This window comes from Marinomonas sp. TI.3.20, from assembly GCF_038155025.1.
Classification (GTDB): Bacteria; Pseudomonadota; Gammaproteobacteria; order Pseudomonadales; family Marinomonadaceae; genus Marinomonas; species Marinomonas flavescens.
Genome location: NZ_JBAKAS010000008.1, coordinates 142,550 through 159,403, shown reverse-complemented (window position 1 = coordinate 159,403; position 16,854 = coordinate 142,550). Strand labels below are relative to the sequence as shown.

Annotated in this window: 11 protein-coding genes; 6 read left to right on the top strand and 5 right to left on the bottom strand. The window is 41.7% G+C overall.

All coding sequences use genetic code 11. The features are described from left to right. Nucleotides 1-23 precede the first annotated feature (23 nt). The 4 genes from glgX to V6259_RS10340 form a co-directional block, all read right to left on the bottom strand. Entirely contained in the window at nt 24-2,048 is a 2,025-nt protein-coding gene (gene glgX / locus V6259_RS10355; RefSeq protein WP_341584464.1) for a glycogen debranching protein GlgX, read from the bottom strand. Nucleotides 2,049-2,138: 90 nt separating this feature from the next. Next, on the bottom strand, nt 2,139-4,346 hold the full coding sequence (gene glgB, locus V6259_RS10350) for a 1,4-alpha-glucan branching protein GlgB (protein WP_341584463.1): 2,208 nt from the start codon (nt 4,344-4,346) through the stop codon (nt 2,139-2,141). 12 nt (nt 4,347-4,358) lie between these two features. Beyond that, nucleotides 4,359-7,502 (bottom strand): glycoside hydrolase family 15 protein, encoded by a 3,144-nt coding sequence (locus tag V6259_RS10345; RefSeq protein ID WP_341584462.1) that lies wholly within the window; start codon nt 7,500-7,502, stop codon nt 4,359-4,361. Nucleotides 7,503-7,851: 349 nt separating this feature from the next. Next, the gene (locus V6259_RS10340; RefSeq protein ID WP_341584461.1) at nt 7,852-9,468 is read right to left on the bottom strand and encodes a methyl-accepting chemotaxis protein; all 1,617 of its coding nucleotides are present in this window, start codon (nt 9,466-9,468) and stop codon (nt 7,852-7,854) included. 225 nt (nt 9,469-9,693) lie between these two features. Between V6259_RS10340 and V6259_RS10335 the strand changes: the two genes are divergently transcribed. The 3 genes from V6259_RS10335 (at nt 9,694) to V6259_RS10325 (ending at nt 11,814) form a co-directional block, all read left to right on the top strand. Further along, the gene (locus tag V6259_RS10335; RefSeq protein WP_133011528.1) at nt 9,694-10,125 is read left to right on the top strand and encodes a YqaA family protein; all 432 of its coding nucleotides are present in this window, start codon (nt 9,694-9,696) and stop codon (nt 10,123-10,125) included. Nucleotides 10,126-10,167: 42 nt separating this feature from the next. Then, nucleotides 10,168-10,848, top strand: a complete 681-nt coding sequence (locus V6259_RS10330; protein ID WP_133011529.1) for an SPOR domain-containing protein — start codon at nt 10,168-10,170, stop codon at nt 10,846-10,848. Nucleotides 10,849-11,115: 267 nt separating this feature from the next. Continuing rightward, nucleotides 11,116-11,814 (top strand): hypothetical protein, encoded by a 699-nt coding sequence (locus V6259_RS10325; RefSeq protein WP_341584460.1) that lies wholly within the window; start codon nt 11,116-11,118, stop codon nt 11,812-11,814. A 57-nt stretch (nt 11,815-11,871) separates the two neighbouring features. On the opposite strand, the gene V6259_RS10320 is transcribed toward V6259_RS10325, so the two are convergent. Further along, nucleotides 11,872-13,482, bottom strand: coding sequence for an NAD(P)/FAD-dependent oxidoreductase (locus V6259_RS10320; protein ID WP_341584459.1), 1,611 nt, complete (start codon nt 13,480-13,482; stop codon nt 11,872-11,874). Nucleotides 13,483-13,810: 328 nt separating this feature from the next. Here V6259_RS10320 and V6259_RS10315 point away from each other — a divergent pair, with 328 nt between their 5' ends. The 3 genes from V6259_RS10315 (at nt 13,811) to V6259_RS10305 (ending at nt 16,730) form a co-directional block, all read left to right on the top strand. Beyond that, nucleotides 13,811-14,167, top strand: a complete 357-nt coding sequence (locus tag V6259_RS10315) for a Fis family transcriptional regulator (RefSeq protein ID WP_341584458.1) — start codon at nt 13,811-13,813, stop codon at nt 14,165-14,167. 183 nt (nt 14,168-14,350) lie between these two features. Further along, on the top strand, nt 14,351-15,745 hold the full coding sequence (locus V6259_RS10310) for a GGDEF domain-containing protein (protein WP_341584457.1): 1,395 nt from the start codon (nt 14,351-14,353) through the stop codon (nt 15,743-15,745). 157 nt (nt 15,746-15,902) lie between these two features. After that, nucleotides 15,903-16,730, top strand: a complete 828-nt coding sequence (locus V6259_RS10305) for a 5'-nucleotidase, lipoprotein e(P4) family (protein ID WP_133011534.1) — start codon at nt 15,903-15,905, stop codon at nt 16,728-16,730. Nucleotides 16,731-16,854 lie beyond the last annotated feature (124 nt).

Genomic DNA, 16,854 nt, shown 5'->3' with positions numbered 1-16,854 from the left:
GCTGGTTTGAACGGTTAGTGTTATTAGGCCAGTTTAGCTAAGAGCACACCACGATAATCACACTGTAGTGTATCGTTCTTGATGCTCATGCCGGGCGTTTGGAATAGCACTTCGATATTCTCTGAGTTTTTCGGCAACGGTACGTTAAGAGGGTGATCTTCTCGATAGAATACGATCCATAGGCGATTAGATATGTCCGCAGACGTTAGTGTTAACGCCAGATAATCGCGTTCGCTTTCAGACCACTCGCCTTCTGACATTGGCTGACTGAACTGATTCAGCCATTCAATATGGTCCGCGTCCATGTGCTGATAAAGCGGATCATCTTCTAGGTAGATTTCTGCCAAAATAGGGTAGGCTTTGCGAATTGTCATTAGGCTTGATAGTGCCGTTTGGAGCGCTTTCCTAGCGTCGTTTTCTTGCCATGATAACCATGTTGTTTCATTGTCTTGGCAATACGCGTTGTTGTTGCCTTTTTGGCTATGAGAAAGCTCATCACCACCTAAAAAGTGGGGTGTACCTTGGCTTAGTAATAAGGTCGCAATAAAACACAGTTGCTGATTAAGACGTTTACTTTGAATCTCTGTGTTGTCTGTTTCGCCCTCTATGCCGAAATTCTGGCTGATGTTGTCACCATGACCATCACGATTATTTTCCATGTTGGCTAAATTATGACGTCGGTGATAAGACACTAAATCGTTTAGGGTATAGCCATCGTGATAGGTAATGCAGTTGACTGAATGAAGCGCACTGCGTTGGCCTTTATGGAAGTAGTCTCTTGAGCCCATAATGCGAGTCGCGAACAGTGGAATGATACCCTCATCGCCACGCCAGAAGCGTCTAATAGTGTCGCGATATTGATCATTGCATTCTAAAAAACCACGTGGAAATTGACCAACTTGATAGCCACCAGGACCAATATCCCAAGGCTCCATGACTAAGCAAGTATGGCTCAAAGTGGGATCTTGTAAAATGGCTTGTAACAAAGGGGCTTTAGGGGAAAAATCATGATCAGTTCGGCCCATATCAACACCCAAATCAAAACGGAAGCCATCAACCCCCATGACCTCTACCCAGTAACGCATACTGTCACAAATGAGTCGAATGGACGCTGAGTGGTAAGTGTCAACACAATTGCCGCAACCTGTGAAGTTAAGATAGTGACCATCAGCACTGCGGTAGTAATGAGCATTGTCTAAGCCACGATAGCATACGCTAGATTGATCCATATCACTCTCAGCGGTGTGGTTGTAGACGACATCTAAAATAACTTCAAAGCCTGCCTCGCGTAGTCCATCGACCATTTTTTGAAATTCTACAGTGGCATCTTGTTGAGCATAAGAGGGCTCTGCCGCAAAAAAACTAATAGGATTGTAGCCCCAATAATTTTTCAAATTGAGTTCTTCTAAGTGCCTTTCATTCGCAAAACTAAAGCAAGGCATTAGCTGGATAGTCGTAACACCCAGTGAGGTAAGGTGTGCTAAGCCTTCTTTTGAAATAACGCCTAAGTATGTGCCTTTTAGCGCATCATCAATGGGAAGCTGTTGGCTAAAACCTTTTACATGGAGCTCATAAAGCGCCCTATGTGACGGCAGAACGTTCACTCGTTTTGGTCTATTTTCTGCGGGCAAAACTGTTTTAACAATGGATTTAGGAACGCAGTAGGCAGAGTCTACGAGATGAAGTTCGCCTTCCTCTGTCATGGCCGCTTGGTCTGCATGCCATACAAGCTTTTCTGTTAAGGCTCGGGCGTAAGGGTCAATCAGAAGTTTGTTTTTATTGAACAACCATTGTTTCTCGGGCTCAAATGGCCCTTCTGCACGTAAACCATAGCGCTGATTTTCTTTTAGCCCCAACACTTCCATATGCCAAATACCACGTTGCTTAGCAATAAAGGGTAGGCGCTGAAGTTCATTATCTTCTTCATCAAATAAACACAGTATTAAGGCGTGGGCATCCTCTGAAACGACCGCAAAGTTAACGCCATTCTCTGTAACACTTGAACCTAACGGGAAAGGTTGTCCATTGTTAACGGTATAAGTGCTCATTATGACTCCTCAATGAGTTAAAAAAGCCAACGACCGTGTGAAACGGCCGTCGTGTCTGAATCAAAGAACGATAAATTGAAGCGATCTCAATTAATGCTCTAGCCATTTAAGAAAGATCCCTGATAGAGGAGGGATTTTAACAATAATGCTGTGTGCCTTTCCGTGACTAGGAATTGCTTCGGTTGAGTAAATATGGCCCGTTTCCAAGCCTTCGTGAAGTAGGTAATCACTGCCTTTATATTTACCTTCATCGGTATTTAGAACCACTTGATAATGACCTGGTTCTGGCACTCCGATCCGATAGTTACCTTGTGGTACGGGTGTGAAGTTAGTAATAGCAATACCGTGAGTGTCATAGTTTTTCGCTTTACGAACAAACACTAAGATACTGTTAGCACTGTCGTCATAACTGATCCATTCAAAACCTAATCCTGAGTGATCGAGATGCAGTGCAGACTCATCTTTGTATAAATGGTTTAGATCTTTGCTAAGGTTTTGTTGGCCTTGGTGGTAATCAATGTCGAGTAAATGCCAATCCAATGAGCGTTCATGGCTCCACTCTCGACCTTGAGCAAACTCATTGCCCATGAAATTCAGTTTTTTACCCGGATGAAAGTACATATAGGCGGTGAATACACGTAGGTTCGCAAATTTCTGCCATGGATCTCCTGGCATTTTCTCGATCATGGAGCCTTTGCCATGGACGACTTCATCATGAGAAAGTGGCAGAACAAACTGTTCGTCATAGGCATAGACCATGCTAAAAGTAAGTTCACCCTGATGATACTTACGATGCACTGAGTCTTTTTCTATGTAATCAAGAGAATCATTCATCCAGCCCATATTCCATTTGAAGCCAAAGCCAAGGCCATCCATATAGGTTGGTTTTGATACTCCCGGAAAAGCGGTGGATTCTTCGGCTACGGTGAAGCAGCGTGGGTGATTAAGATAAACGGTCTCGTTTAAACGACGTATAAAATTAATCGCCTCGTAGTTGTGATTTCCGCCATCTTTGTTCGGTACCCATTCACCTTCTTTGCGTGAATAATCCAGATATAACATGGAGGCAACCGCATCAACACGTAAGCCGTCGATATGAAATTCTTGTAACCAATAAACCGCGTTGCTGATCAAATAATTGACAACATGTTCTTTGCCGAAATCGTAAATTAGAGAGTTCCATTCAGGATGCCAGCCTTTTTTAGGGTCTGGATATTCATACTGTTTAGAGCCATCAAAGTTCGCTAGGCCATGGCTATCGGCAGGAAAGTGCGCTGGTACCCAATCCATAATAACGCTGATGTCGGCTTGATGAAGAGCATCTACTAAAGCTTTAAACTCCTCTGGTGTGCCAAAACGCGACGTTACAGCATATAAGCCAACGGGTTGATAACCCCAAGATCCATCAAATGGGTACTCAGTAATAGGAAGTAGCTCTACGTGGGTATAGCCCATTTTGACGATATAAGGTACTAATTCATCAATTAGCTCTAGGTATGTCAGTGGTTGATTGTCTTCTTTGCGGCGCCATGAACCCACATGTAATTCATAGATACTCATGGGTTTTTCGTACAAGTCTTCGACAGGGCGCCCCGTCCACTTAGTGTCTTTCCACTGATGTTTATTATCGAAACAGGTCACACTTGCAAAAGAGGGGAATTGCTCAATGCGTTGTGCATAAGGGTCTGTACGATGAGGAAGTAAATCGCCGTTATGAGCGCGAATCTCATATTTGTAACGGGTACCATGGTTTACATCGGGAACAAATAAACGCCAGATGCCATCGCCATTACTCGACATAGGGTGAGCACGACCATCCCAACCATTAAAATCACCGACGACCGACATTGATCTGGCCGCAGGGGCATAGACCGCAAAGCGAGTGCCATTTATGGTGAGATTGTTACCTATTTTTGCACCAACTTTAATCGCCCCTTGGCTTTTATAAAGGCTGGCTTGATGGTGTTCAGGGTCCGAAAATGTAGTTTCGGCGAATTGATAAGGATCGACAATCGTGAAAACATTATCGCCATAAGCAACTCGAATACGATAGTGGAAATGTTGCTTTTGTTTAGGGAAATTCAGATAAAACAAACCGTCTTTGGCAATTTGTTTCATCTCACCCAATACTTCGTTCTTGGTGATGTCTAGTACACTGATTGCCGTCGCTCCGGGACGCCATACTGTGAGAGAAAGTCCTTTCTTCTTACCTTCTTGATGTAGGCCTAAGCAGCCAAAAGGGTCGGCGCAGCAGGCATTAAGAACATCATTTATTAAAGCATTTTCAAGCAGATCCATTTACTTCTCCAACTAGGGGTTGGTTTTGTTATCTAATAATAATTGACGTTGGCGGCTATGAAGTTTACTGACCGCCCAACGTAAGTATTGATTTACTTTATTAGGTGTTAATTGTGCGAACTCATCCAATGCCGCTTCCGCTAAATCGTTTTCAGGGTGGTCTACGCGGTATTGTTTTACATGATCTACTGCCGCGTGTGATACGAGAACGGGTAAGTTGATTTCTTGTTCGAAACGACAGTTTTTATGTTGCTGACAAAATTGAATATAGGCGTATAAACCTTCAAAAATCAAACTCTTATACCAACTTGGATGAATGTCTGACGTTAACGACTCGATCAGTACGGCAAAGGTATCCTCGCCTGGTGTCATTGAACTGAGTGTGCGCTTACAGTCTAGAGTCGTATTACTTTTCAGGTCACCAAAAATAATAGAGTCTACATGACTTAAACTTTCCCAGAGTTGCAATAACATAGAGTCAGGCAGTTTTGTAATAATGCCTTGTTCTACACGCCAATCAAACCAATCTACATCCTTCATTTTTATGTCATTCGCATCGACATTGTGGTGGTAGTGAACCGTATTAGCAACCTGAGTGAATTCAACGTGTTTTTGTTGAAGCACTTCACTAAGTGCGTCATATAACTCACTCGGTGAAACATAGGACAAGGTTTCAAAAACAGGCGCATTTTCTTCTGGTTCAAAACGTCGTGCACATAGCATCGCCAAACTGTGGATTCGTAACGTTCGAACCCCAGAAAAGTACTCAGGGTGGATTTTGATTAGGGTGCCGGCAATCGCGATTAGTTCATGACTGAGAACCATATCAAGTGCTGAAGACGATGTGGATCGTAACAGCTCTAAAATTTCATCCTGATGCAAAGGCAGAGAAATGTCTATTTCGTCTTCTGGGGTTTCGCCAAGCACTAAAAAACGCTGACGAACGGTAATATCTGCAATATAAGTGGCTAGATCAGAAGAGGGTTTAAGCATCAATGAAAACAATAAGCGAGCAGCATGCCAGTTACTGTTTAATAGAGCTTGTGTGTACACCGAATTTAATACTTTGTAGGCCGTCACTGCTGGTGTTGAACCCGGTATTGTATTCATCAGCGAGCGTCTTGCACCGAGCTCGATTAAACTATCAATAGCCTCTTCAAGAGAAGGTGTTTCATTTAAACGAGCGAGTAGGGTGTCTGTGTCGACCGTATGAATTTGGCTATTGTTGTAATCTTGTGATTCGGTGGCGATCGGCCATGGTGTTTGATGCACTGGTAAGGTAGTGCATAAATTTTGCTCTTCTGGTGAGGTGATTGTGATGGTTCTTCTGTTGCCAGATTTGAACGCATTTTTTGCGGATTGTGCTGTAACACGAAACTCTTCTACTTCATGATTCTGTAGCATGCGTATGAATTCAAATAACTCATCCACATTATTCATCTCACTCATTCCTTCATCAATCAGAATGGTAAAAACGGCATTGGCTGGATAATACCAGTGTTGCGCAATAATGCTTAATTCATTCCGAATATGAGTTTGAAGCAGTGCAGGGTCGATTTTCCGATAGTCTTTGTCTTCGTTTTGAATCCATGACAAACAAAGGTAGTTATCTTCATTGATATAAAATGGTTGAGATGTCGCTAAACTGTTTAATGCCCGATTAGGTCTGCCTGTTAATCCCAGACTCTCAGAGGCCCCTAAGTATTGATAGGTTTCAACCAGTTGTTTTGCGCTGATTGCTTTTAGTGGGGCTATTTCTTCGATGGTTTGGCACAAACAACCTGCGTCTAGTAATTTCTTTTTAACCTCTGCATTCTGCGCCAATATCACCATTGATGTGGTGGCTTTGTTAGGACGGTACTGGATTTTATGGAGGCCTAGCGGGTCTAAATCATCCGTTTTAATCAACTCGTCATCAAGCATTTTACCCACAAGATAGAGGCTTTGAGCCCAAACAAGAGGTAGGTTGTCGTTTGGTACACGCTTTTGTGATCCTGGATTTTCTTTCTCTGCCAGAATGTTTTCTTGTGGCACATAATAGAGCTCAGGAAGCAGCATGTGACCGTCTTTTTCAACCATTAAGGTTTCTAATTTATAGCGATAAAAGTTTGCGCTTTCCCAGTCACGAGCAAAGAGCCGATCAATATATAGATAGGTAAAGAAAAGAGGCCATTCTGACTCGATGTGTTCGAAGTTAATCAATTCATCGTATTCATAATAAATTCGGCTTTGATCTTCTAATAAGGACTGATGCCCATCTAGTAGAAAACGTTTACAGCCATATTCGCCGCCTAATTTATTGATAATTTCTTTACGCGTTCGGCGAGCCAGTTTTTCATCGTTCACTGCAAAAGCAGGAAAGCTGATAATGCTCAGCAACGCGCTATCTACTTCTTTGGAGCGCGATTCTTTAGGAAGCAATGATTGCAGGACGGAACCTGCTCGGGCCACGGCATCGGCGAACGAGTGAATAACCGACCACTCAGGCCCATCTTCACCAAATAAATTCAAACCATCTAGCGCTTCCATGGCGGCTTTTGCCATACCAACGGAGCTGGCATTAATTTCAGCTTTACCGTTATTAACTTTATTGCCTCGCTCCCAAATGCCGTAATCTGGGGTGCGATAGGTTCGAGATATGTAATAAATTAAATTTTGTATGAAGTTAACTTCGGCGCGAGCAAAAATGACTTTGCTGCCTGCCTTGGACATTTGAGCCAGCATCAATAAATAAAAGCTAGTGGCATCTATTTGCAAATGCCCCCAAGCATCATCAGCAACCGCTTCTAGTCCTGTTTTTGTATCGTATTTAGCGTGCAGAGCATCTTTTGGATCGAGGCTATGTTTAAAGGCTTCGACTTTATGTGACTGACGCATCATTGCAAACAATAAGCCACGCATCATTTTGATGCAGGCGTACTCTAATTCGTGGGTCCGTTTGTCAGGGTTAGACGCTCGTTTATAAGCAAGGTGCAAGGCCCAAACGGCCTGAATGCTATAAACATTATCTCGTACCCAAGCATCGGTATAATTACCGTGATTGTTAATGCTAGTACTGGCTGGAAAGAGACCAGTAACAGGATGCTGGCGAACTAAAATGACGGACTGGATGTGTTGATAAAGAGAATCTAGCTTTTCTTGTATATCAAACGCCATATTCGATTCCTCTGAAGCGAAAACGCTTTAAAACAGTCACCCTGATTGAATGGTGACGTTAACAGCGAGTAATAAATTGAAAAGAAGCAACCATATTTTTCTCTTGTAAGCATATGGTGACTGGCCGTGAAGATAAAGTAGTAAAATAACTTCTTCTTTTCTTTCAAGGTTTTTACTGTCGCTGGCAATTAGGGACGAAAGCGGCCTCACCCTGAACAACCTATGAAGTAAAGCAAGAATAATGCCGAAGCGCATGGCTAAAGACACACTCACTTGACCTTTTTGAACAAAAGTAGGGCGAGTGTGCTTAAGCAAAGCATTGCGAAACCATCTAATACGTAACTGTATTTCAAACACTGAATTGTTTAATTAATCCGCGAAGTTGTGTGGCGCAGTGTTGCAGACGCTCGACAGAGGTCTGAATATCACTTGAGTTTCGCGTTGTTGTTTCGCAGATATGAGCAATGCTTTCCAAAGTCGAATTTACCGTATTGGATGCGTCATGTTGACGATTCGCTGCTTGCGTTATATTACCGTTTAATTCAGAAATGGATAATACCCCATTGGCTATGTCGTTAAAGGCTTGACCCGCTTCTTCTGTTTTTTGTACGCCTTCATTAGCAGTATGCTGTACCGTCTCCATGACATTCACAGAGACCAGCGTTTGTTGAGTGAGTCCATCAATCAGTTTGCCAATTTCTGTTGCCGCTAATTGAGAGCGCTGTGCTAATTGTCTTACTTCGTCTGCGACAACAGCAAAACCACGACCTTGCTCACCTGCTCTGGCGGCTTCAATAGCAGCATTTAATGCTAGTAAGTTTGTTTGGTTCGCTACCTCAGAAATAATACTTAAGCGGTCGTTAATATTAGTGACATCCTCTCTTAGTTGATGAATGTTTTTGGTGGCATTTCCTACCTCGATAGAGAGCTGTTGGATTTCTTTCTTCGCTTTGTCCATGACACCAAGGCCTTGCTTAGAATGCAGGCCGAGTGTTTGTGCTGTATTGCTAGCACGCTCTGCAATACCAAGCGTTTCATCGACGGAGATCAATACACTTTGCATTAGCGATGTAGCTTGCTCAGTGTCATTGAGTTGCGTTGCTACGCTGGTGGCTGTTTTTTGAGTCGATTGATTGGTTTGATCAACAATATTGTCTAGCATTTCACTGGAATGACTGACTTCTCGAACAATAGATTGAAAATCCCCCATCATGGTATTGAACGCATCGGCCATTTCCCCCATTTCGTCATTACCATTGAAATCTACTCGACGAGTCAAATCCCCAGACTCTTTCACTGATGTCATTGTGTTACATAGACTAGTCACGCGCGCTGTTACTAAGTGGATAATATACAGCGCAGTCCCGCCTACGAGTATTGTTAACACACCAACTAAAATGGCGTAATTAATAACGGCGTCTAGGAAAACATTCCACACTGTATCCATAGAATCAGTCGCAATAAAAGTGAGCTGCCAAGGTTGAAAAGAGGAGACGCTCGCAATCATTCTATGTGTTCTTTGCTGGTCTCCTTGATACTCAAAACGTAATGAGTGAATGTCAGGGCGAGTTCCAGCTAGGCCATTACGAGGTGGCAGCGCGGAAAGCAGCGAAGCTGGTGCTATGTGACCAGTATAATCATGGGAGGAAGCGAGCAGTTTGTTGGATTGGTCTAAAATCCATAATCCTTGTCGATCGCCGTAACGAATCGTTGATAATGCTTGTACTGCGTGTTGTTTGGCTTGTTGTTCGGTTATTTGACCGTCTTTTTGTGATTGATAAATAGGGGCAATAATTGAGTTAGCGATATTAAGAATATCTTGAGTGTGATCTTCTCTGTCGTGAATACTACTTTGAAAAAGTGTTGTGAGTGATACCAGAATTAACGCAGCGGTTCCCATCGACATGAGCCCAATAATAGCCCACAACTTATAGCGTATTTTTATATTGTTAATACGATTTAACATAGACTTCCCCTAGAATACATCACACTCATTCTACGGCTGTGATGTTCGGAACTCGAATGTAAAACGTTGATCTATATCACAGAATAAGACATCAATAGGCGTTATTTCATCCTATGCACCAAGATGAAGCGAAGAGAAAGCAATTGGGCTCTTTAGAACTACCTTTCTAAATGTGAAACGAGGTAAACTTAATGGCCTATTTTATTATCTAACTTAGAGACTTTATTGAATTATCTTATTGTTTTTGCTGTTTCATTCTTATCGGCGACAGTTTTACCTTTGGGTTCAGAAGGGGTGTTGCTTTATTATGTGAGTGAAGCAAATTCAGCGATTGTTTGGTTATGGTTTTGGGCTAGTATAGGTAACACGCTTGGGGCGTTAACAAATTGGTATTTGGGGCGATATTTGGCTCAATACGAACACAGTAAGTGGTTTCCTGTTAGTATAAAAAGTCGGCAGAAAGCGGAACACTTTTTTAATCGATATGGGATCTGGACATTACTGTTTACTTGGCTTCCTATCATTGGCGATGCTATTTCATTGGTTGCTGGTGTATTTCATACGCCAATAAGGTATTTTTTACCTTTCGTTTTTATCGGTAAGGCGGCAAGATATGCATTACTTTTATGGGGACAAAGCTGGTTACTTAATGGTTAACCAAGCTCTGTATTATAGCTATACACGGAGGATTGAATAGATATGGGTATACTAAAAAAACTCTTGTTAGTGTCTGTGGCGTTGTCGCTAAGTGCTTGTTCTATGTTTGAAGGTAAAAATACTTTCATGACGTATCAAGATCTGCAAGATAAAGTCAAAACACACGATACTGAATTGCAAGATATGAAAGCAAAATTGAATCGAATTGATGAGTTGCAAACCGAAGTTGCTGAACTCAAAAAATCCAAAGGTGTGACAGATTCAAGCCAGCCAATGATTTCTACTGTGGCTTCTGATGAAAATAATCTTGCGGACGGTAAGGCAATGGCTGCGTCTGATGTGGTTCCAGCCATTACGGTTGCACCAATCGTTGAAAGTCAGTCTACTAAGATGAAGCCTAAAGCGGCTCAGGCGACGGTGATTACACCGGTAGCTGCCCCGACTAAATACAAAGAAAAAGACAATAGCTATGGTGTTCAGCTAGCCGCTTACGGTTCTCACAATGAAGCAGTACGTGGTTGGCAAGTTCTTAGTAATGCGTCGCCAGATACGTATGTAAATCTTGTTCCTCATGTGAATGAAAAACAAATAAACGGACGTACTATGTATCAATTGAAAGTTGGGCCATTTTTGGACCGAGCTTACGGCGCAGATTTTTGTAATATGTTGAAACAAAAAGGCCAAGATTGTTTGGTTAATAAATACGATGGAAAGCCTCTATAACGGCAATTGTATCTATAGACACTATTCTCTGTGTAGAAAACGCGCCAATTGGCGCGTTTTTTTATCGTGTTTTTGACCACTATTCCTGATTATTAAAGAGGGCATTTGTTTTGATCGTTAGGTGTGAAAATTTAACAGATTTACCCAAGTTGCTTGAGTTAGAGCAAGCTGTGGTAGACGCTGAAAGGCTATTCAATCCCTTAATATTTCTTGCTCTAAAACAATTTAGTTTAACGATGACTCCCCAACAATTTATAGGCAAAACGTATGCATTTTGAAGCGTATAAAACGACGTTACAAGCTTTTCGCGATCAAGGCTTTTCTGATTTGGATCTTGCCAATATAACCTTGCCCGAGTTGGATGCGTTGTTGGATGATCAAGCCCATTTGATTGCATCCTTGCTTGAGCAAGGTGCTGTGATTGCTGGCTGGAAAATTGTCGATAGAAATGACGGTGTTATTATTTCACCGATCTTTGATTTTCAGGTTGTGCCTACAACGGGTGAAACTGTGTCCCGCGAAGTACTGCGTGGCACAGAAATGGAAGTTTGCTTTCAGTTAAACGTTCCTACGTCCAATGAATCAATCAGTGAATTGGTGGCCAGTCTGGATACTTATGCTGCCGTTGAGCTAATCCGTCCAGCTATAAATACATTGAATCATCCAGCCTGTGATTTCTTTTTTAACTACGGCGTTTTGATTTCACAAAAAACGCTTTCTGGTGATTTGGTTTTTAATGGTGAGCATCAAGGGTATGAGTTTGCTTTTTCAATTGAACAGGCCGCTGAGCGAAAAAGAAGCATACTGAAACAGGGGGTTCTTGAGTGTATTCGCCGTGGATATGCAGGAAAAGACTATTTTTTTATTACGGGAACACTAAATGGGCTTGTCTCAGTGGCGGATTCTATTGGGTTTAATTCACTGACGAATCACGATGAGACACTGATTAGTTTTAATGTTCTTTAGAAGGTAGTACGAGCAGGAAATACCAGAGGCAAAGGCCTCTGGTATGAGCAAGAATGCTTAGCTTTTAACGGTTTGATTGATACTTAGCGCCATTGCTTCAGCGATTTTTATACCATCAATAGCGGCAGACATAATACCGCCAGCGTAACCGGCGCCTTCTCCTGCCGGATACAAACCTTTCGTGTTTATGCTCTGGAAGCTCTCATCACGTTTAATATTGATCGGCGCTGATGTGCGTGTTTCAACACCCGTTAAGAGAGCGTCTTCAAAGGAGAAGCCATTAATTTTCCTATTGAATGCAGGAATGGCTTCGCGGATTGCGTCAATGCAAAAATCTGGCAAGGCGTCAGCAAGGTTGGTTAGTTTGATACCGGGTTTGAATGAAGGAATTACAGAGCCCACTTCTTCGGGTGTTTCATTGCGTAAGAAAGAGCCGACTGTTTGCGCAGGAGCGTCGTAATTGCTGCCTCCCATAACAAATGCATGGCTTTCTAACTGACGTTGGAACTCGATACCTGCTAAAGGTCCACCCGGGTAATCTGATGGGTTTATTCCAACCACTACGGCGCTGTTTGCGTTGCGCTCGTTACGAGAATATTGGCTCATGCCGTTAGTAACAACGCGGTTTTCTTCGGAAGTCGCAGCGACAACAGTACCGCCTGGGCACATACAAAAGCTGTATACAGAACGCCCATTTTTACAGTGATGAACCAGCTTATAATCCGCGGCCCCCAGAATGTCATTACCAGCATTTGGACCAAAGCGGGCTTTATCAATAGCGGATTGTTCATGTTCGATTCTAAAACCAACAGAAAAAGGTTTAGCTTCGATATAAACCCCTTTGTCATGAAGCATTTCGAAAGTGTCTCGGGCACTGTGTCCAATAGCGAGAGCAATATGTTTGGACTCAAGTCGCTCTCCATCTGAAAGCGTGACACCAGTGATTTGGTTGTCTTCGATATGGATGTCATCAACACGTGCGCTAAAGCGAATTTCACCACCGAGCTCAATAATTTGAGCACGCATTTTCTCGACCATAGCCACCAATTTGAATGTGCCGATATGTGGCTTGCTGACAAAAAGAATTTCTTCAGGTGCGCCGGCGGCAACAAATTCATTGAGTACTTTTCGGCTGTATTGTTTTGGGTCTTTGACTTGGCTGTACAGTTTGCCGTCTGAGAAGGTCCCCGCGCCGCCTTCACCAAATTGTACATTGGATTCTGTATTGAGTATTTTTTTGCGCCAAAAACCAAATGTGTCCTTGGTGCGTTCTCGTACTTCTTTGCCACGTTCTAGAATAATAGGCTTGTAACCCATTTGAGCAAGCACTAGGCCTGCTAATAAGCCACAAGGGCCAAAGCCAATAATAATCGGGCGTTCTGCTAATGTCGCTGGCGCTTGTGCAACTGGGTGGTAGTTGAGGTCTGGCGTTGCTTTAATTTGCTGGCTATCGGAAAATTTATTCAACAAAGCTTGGTTGTTTAAGGTTTCAACATCCAAAGTATAGGTCAGAAGAATAGAAGCTTTCTTTCTTGCGTCATAGCCGCGTCGAAAAACTGAAAATCGAACAAGTTGATCTGCTTTAATGCCCAAAGTGGACAAAATAACTTGCTCTAATGCGGTGTCATTATGATCCAAAGGTAGCTGTATATTCGTAAGTCTAATCATAGAAAAAAAATTGATCTTGAAATAGTGAGGCTATTAACGAGCCGGGAAGGGAATAATAAGCCATTTTAAGATAAAAATCTGGTCTGAATGCTTCAAAAATTATCGATATTGCTTACTGGTCGTCGCAGCTGATTTGAATTTTTGGGTTGTGATTGCGAAGTGTCAACAGTGATTAATGCTAAGCGTTTTTAAATTTATTACAGCTTCTTTGTTGTCGATCGAACTGGACATTGCTCTAATAGAATAAAATATTTACCAGCGGATGTAATAGGTTGATATGATAGCCTTTCTTCTACAAACTAACCTGAATGTTCACTTAAGTTGACGAATGAAAAAGTCAGACAAAAAACTCGAAAATGAATTAAGAAAAGCGTTAACAAAAGTCTGTGATCGAATGTTATACGATATTGAAGGATTTATTTGGTTAACGCACTTGGTTGATTTTAATTCATATCCTAAATCGCTCAGAATTGTGTGCGTATTTCGACAAGATGAAGAGCTAAAAAGGGTATTGGAAACGAAACAAGATGAGCTTTTTTGTTGCCTCATTCAGGATGAGTTAGTTCGTGCCAATGTTTCTATTAAAAATAGTCACCAGTATGTGTTTTTTGATACGCAAGAAGCGTGCGAAAGAAGCGATGAAGGAAACTGGAATAGGCGTTTTAAACGGCTTGAGCTTCATTAAGGTATAGATATTTTAAGAGAATAATGAATTCCTGCGTGGGACTCATGAAATTCTATTTTAAATTTAATAAAGAAGTTGAATTAATGCTTCTATAATTAAGGTGAACATCATCAATTTCACAGGCTATAAAAAAGAAATTCGTAAAATAAAATTAACGTCAAATAGTATAAAGAGGCCATTGTAATGCCACTTTCAGATGCCAATGATTACCTGAATGGCGAGCAAATCAAGCATTCAAATTTGAGTCGTTTTATTATAGGAATAGGCCAACCGATTGGGCTAATTACTATGTTATTAGGACTGTTAGTTCTGGTTGGTTATGCCTTTAACCTTGAGTATTTATATCGGCCTATTGTTAACGGACCTGCTACCAATCCATTGACTGCCACGATAGTTGTGCTGGTGGCGTTAAGTATTGAAATGAGTAACCGAGTCATCAGCAAAAAAATGCCTGTACTATTGGGTCTAGTTGCGACTGTTCTCTGCACTTTATATATTGTAGAGGGTGCCAGTGGCATTCCATTCACCACGACCCTAGTGCCATTCCAATCAATAGTAGACCGCGACTTATTACTTGGTAAAAGCAATTCAGTTGGCGTTAATACTGCGTTTATGTTGCTGCTTTTAGCACTGTCTCATTTGTCTTATATTTTTAAGTTTCCTCTTATTTCCCAGTTGCTTTCCTTTACCGCGTTATGTTTCCCGCTAATATCCATAACTGGGTATGCTTATGGTTTAACCGCGTTTTATGGCTCCATGTCACTCCTTTCTACTACTCTCGGTGTTTTGCTTTGTATTGGTACATTGGCGGTAACAGCCGATAAAGGCGGATTGAGGGCATTATTGTCACCTTATATAGGCGGTAAGATTGCCCGTATCCAAATATTACTTGGGTATTTTGTGCCTTTGTTGATCGGTTATATGGTGATCCGTTCGTTAGTGAACTCTAGTCAAAACAGTATCTTTGGTATTTACGTTGTATCAATTTGCTGGTTTATTGCTCTGCTTGTGGTGGTGAGTGCCATTATGCAAGAAAAAGTAGACAGTAAGCGCCGCGAAATGGAACAAATGTTGCATCATTCTGCAATGACGGATGAATTGACTCAGTTACCTAATAGGCGCTTCTTTATGGAGGTGGCGGCTCAGAAACTGGAAGAAGACCGTGAGTTAGTCGCGCCTTTGACGTCTTGGCTGCTAATGATAGACATTGATCATTTTAAGAAAGTGAATGACACAGCTGGTCACGAAATGGGTGACAAGATATTAATCGAATTTGCTCGAATATTGAATAAATTTGTCCGTGAAGAGGATTTGATCTGTCGCTTAGGGGGTGAAGAGTTTTCACTTTATTTAAGTGAAATGACCAAAGAAGAAGCCTCAATAGTTGCGGACAGTATTCGTAGAGCAGTTGAAGAAATCGTAGTACCAAACTATACAGAAAAACATGGTCATATTACGACCTCTATTGGTTGCGCTCACACAAGCGACAAAGAGGGCGTTGATCATGCATTAAGATTGGCCGACAGTGCGCTTTATCTTTCTAAAAGCTCGGGCCGCAATCGAGTAACTTTCTCGTAGTAGGGATGAATGTCATATTGAAGTTTAAAGTTATCGTAAAATTTTTGACCTAGTGGTTAAAATCTTGTAATGATAATGACACATGGACAATTAAGAAATGGGATTAGGTTGCTTAGTAAGTCCTTGTTTTAGCTTATTCACTTAAAGGAGTTTGGAAATGGTTCCGACTAGATTACGTACACTACTTGTCTCTACCGCTATATTGGTGGGAAGTGTTTCTTTACCAGCATGGGCAGATGACGCTTCGTACACTACGAAAAATTTGAATGAACAGTTGGTCATGTCCAACTTATGGATGCAAGCTTCCGCTGAATTTAGAGGAATGTCTTATCAAGCATTTAATTTAGCGAAAATGCGTTTTGATAGTTATGCAAGCACTCATAAAGGCGATAAAAAAATTGCAATCGTGGTCGATGCTGATGAAACAATCATTAGCAACAGCGCTTATGAATCTTGGTTAGTGGGCAGAAATGAAAGCTACTCCAGTAAAACATGGGGAGAGTGGATGGCTTCTGCAGAAGCAACCGCTTTGCCGGGTGCTGTTGATTTCTTAAATTATGCGGTGAAACATGGTGCGGAAGTATTCTATATTACTAACCGTAAAATGAGTGGTTTGGAAGGTACGCGCAAAAACCTAAAAGAACTTGGTTTTCCTGATGTTGATGATGCGCATTTGATGCTGAAAACAACGACGAGCGATAAAGAACCTCGTCGCCTAAAAGTAGCAGAGCATTATGATATTGCATTATTCATGGGCGACAACCTGAATGATTTTTCTAAAGACTTTAAAACTAAGAGTCTAAAAGAAAGTTATGCTGCAGTCGAAAAAGATAAGGCATTATTTGGTACTAAATTTATCCTGTTACCAAACCCAGCCTACGGTGATTGGGAAGGAAAAGTTTATAATAATAACTGGGGTGCGTCTGCTGCGGAAAAAGATGCTATGCGTAAAGCTCATCTTCATGCTTGGCAACCAAAAAAATAATCCCATAACACTTCTTAAAAATGCATAGAAAGGCCGATCTTTGATCGGTCTTTTTTTGTTGTGCTGCAATGTTTAATTTGATGTAAATAAACTCGCGTAAAGAATCATAAATACAGAGAAGGTG

Excerpts from the sequence above, each read along its gene's own strand:
- glgX (WP_341584464.1), bottom strand. The coding sequence starts at position 2,048 with ATGAGCACTTATACCGTTAACAATGGACAACCTTTCCCGTTAGGTTCA.
- glgB (WP_341584463.1), bottom strand. The coding sequence starts at position 4,346 with ATGGATCTGCTTGAAAATGCTTTAATAAATGATGTTCTTAATGCCTGC.
- V6259_RS10345 (WP_341584462.1), bottom strand. The coding sequence starts at position 7,502 with ATGGCGTTTGATATACAAGAAAAGCTAGATTCTCTTTATCAACACATC.
- V6259_RS10340 (WP_341584461.1), bottom strand. The coding sequence starts at position 9,468 with ATGTTAAATCGTATTAACAATATAAAAATACGCTATAAGTTGTGGGCT.
- V6259_RS10330 (WP_133011529.1), top strand. The coding sequence starts at position 10,168 with ATGGGTATACTAAAAAAACTCTTGTTAGTGTCTGTGGCGTTGTCGCTA.
- V6259_RS10325 (WP_341584460.1), top strand. The coding sequence starts at position 11,116 with ATGCATTTTGAAGCGTATAAAACGACGTTACAAGCTTTTCGCGATCAA.
- V6259_RS10320 (WP_341584459.1), bottom strand. The coding sequence starts at position 13,482 with ATGATTAGACTTACGAATATACAGCTACCTTTGGATCATAATGACACC.
- V6259_RS10315 (WP_341584458.1), top strand. The coding sequence starts at position 13,811 with ATGAAAAAGTCAGACAAAAAACTCGAAAATGAATTAAGAAAAGCGTTA.
- V6259_RS10310 (WP_341584457.1), top strand. The coding sequence starts at position 14,351 with ATGCCACTTTCAGATGCCAATGATTACCTGAATGGCGAGCAAATCAAG.
- V6259_RS10305 (WP_133011534.1), top strand. The coding sequence starts at position 15,903 with ATGGTTCCGACTAGATTACGTACACTACTTGTCTCTACCGCTATATTG.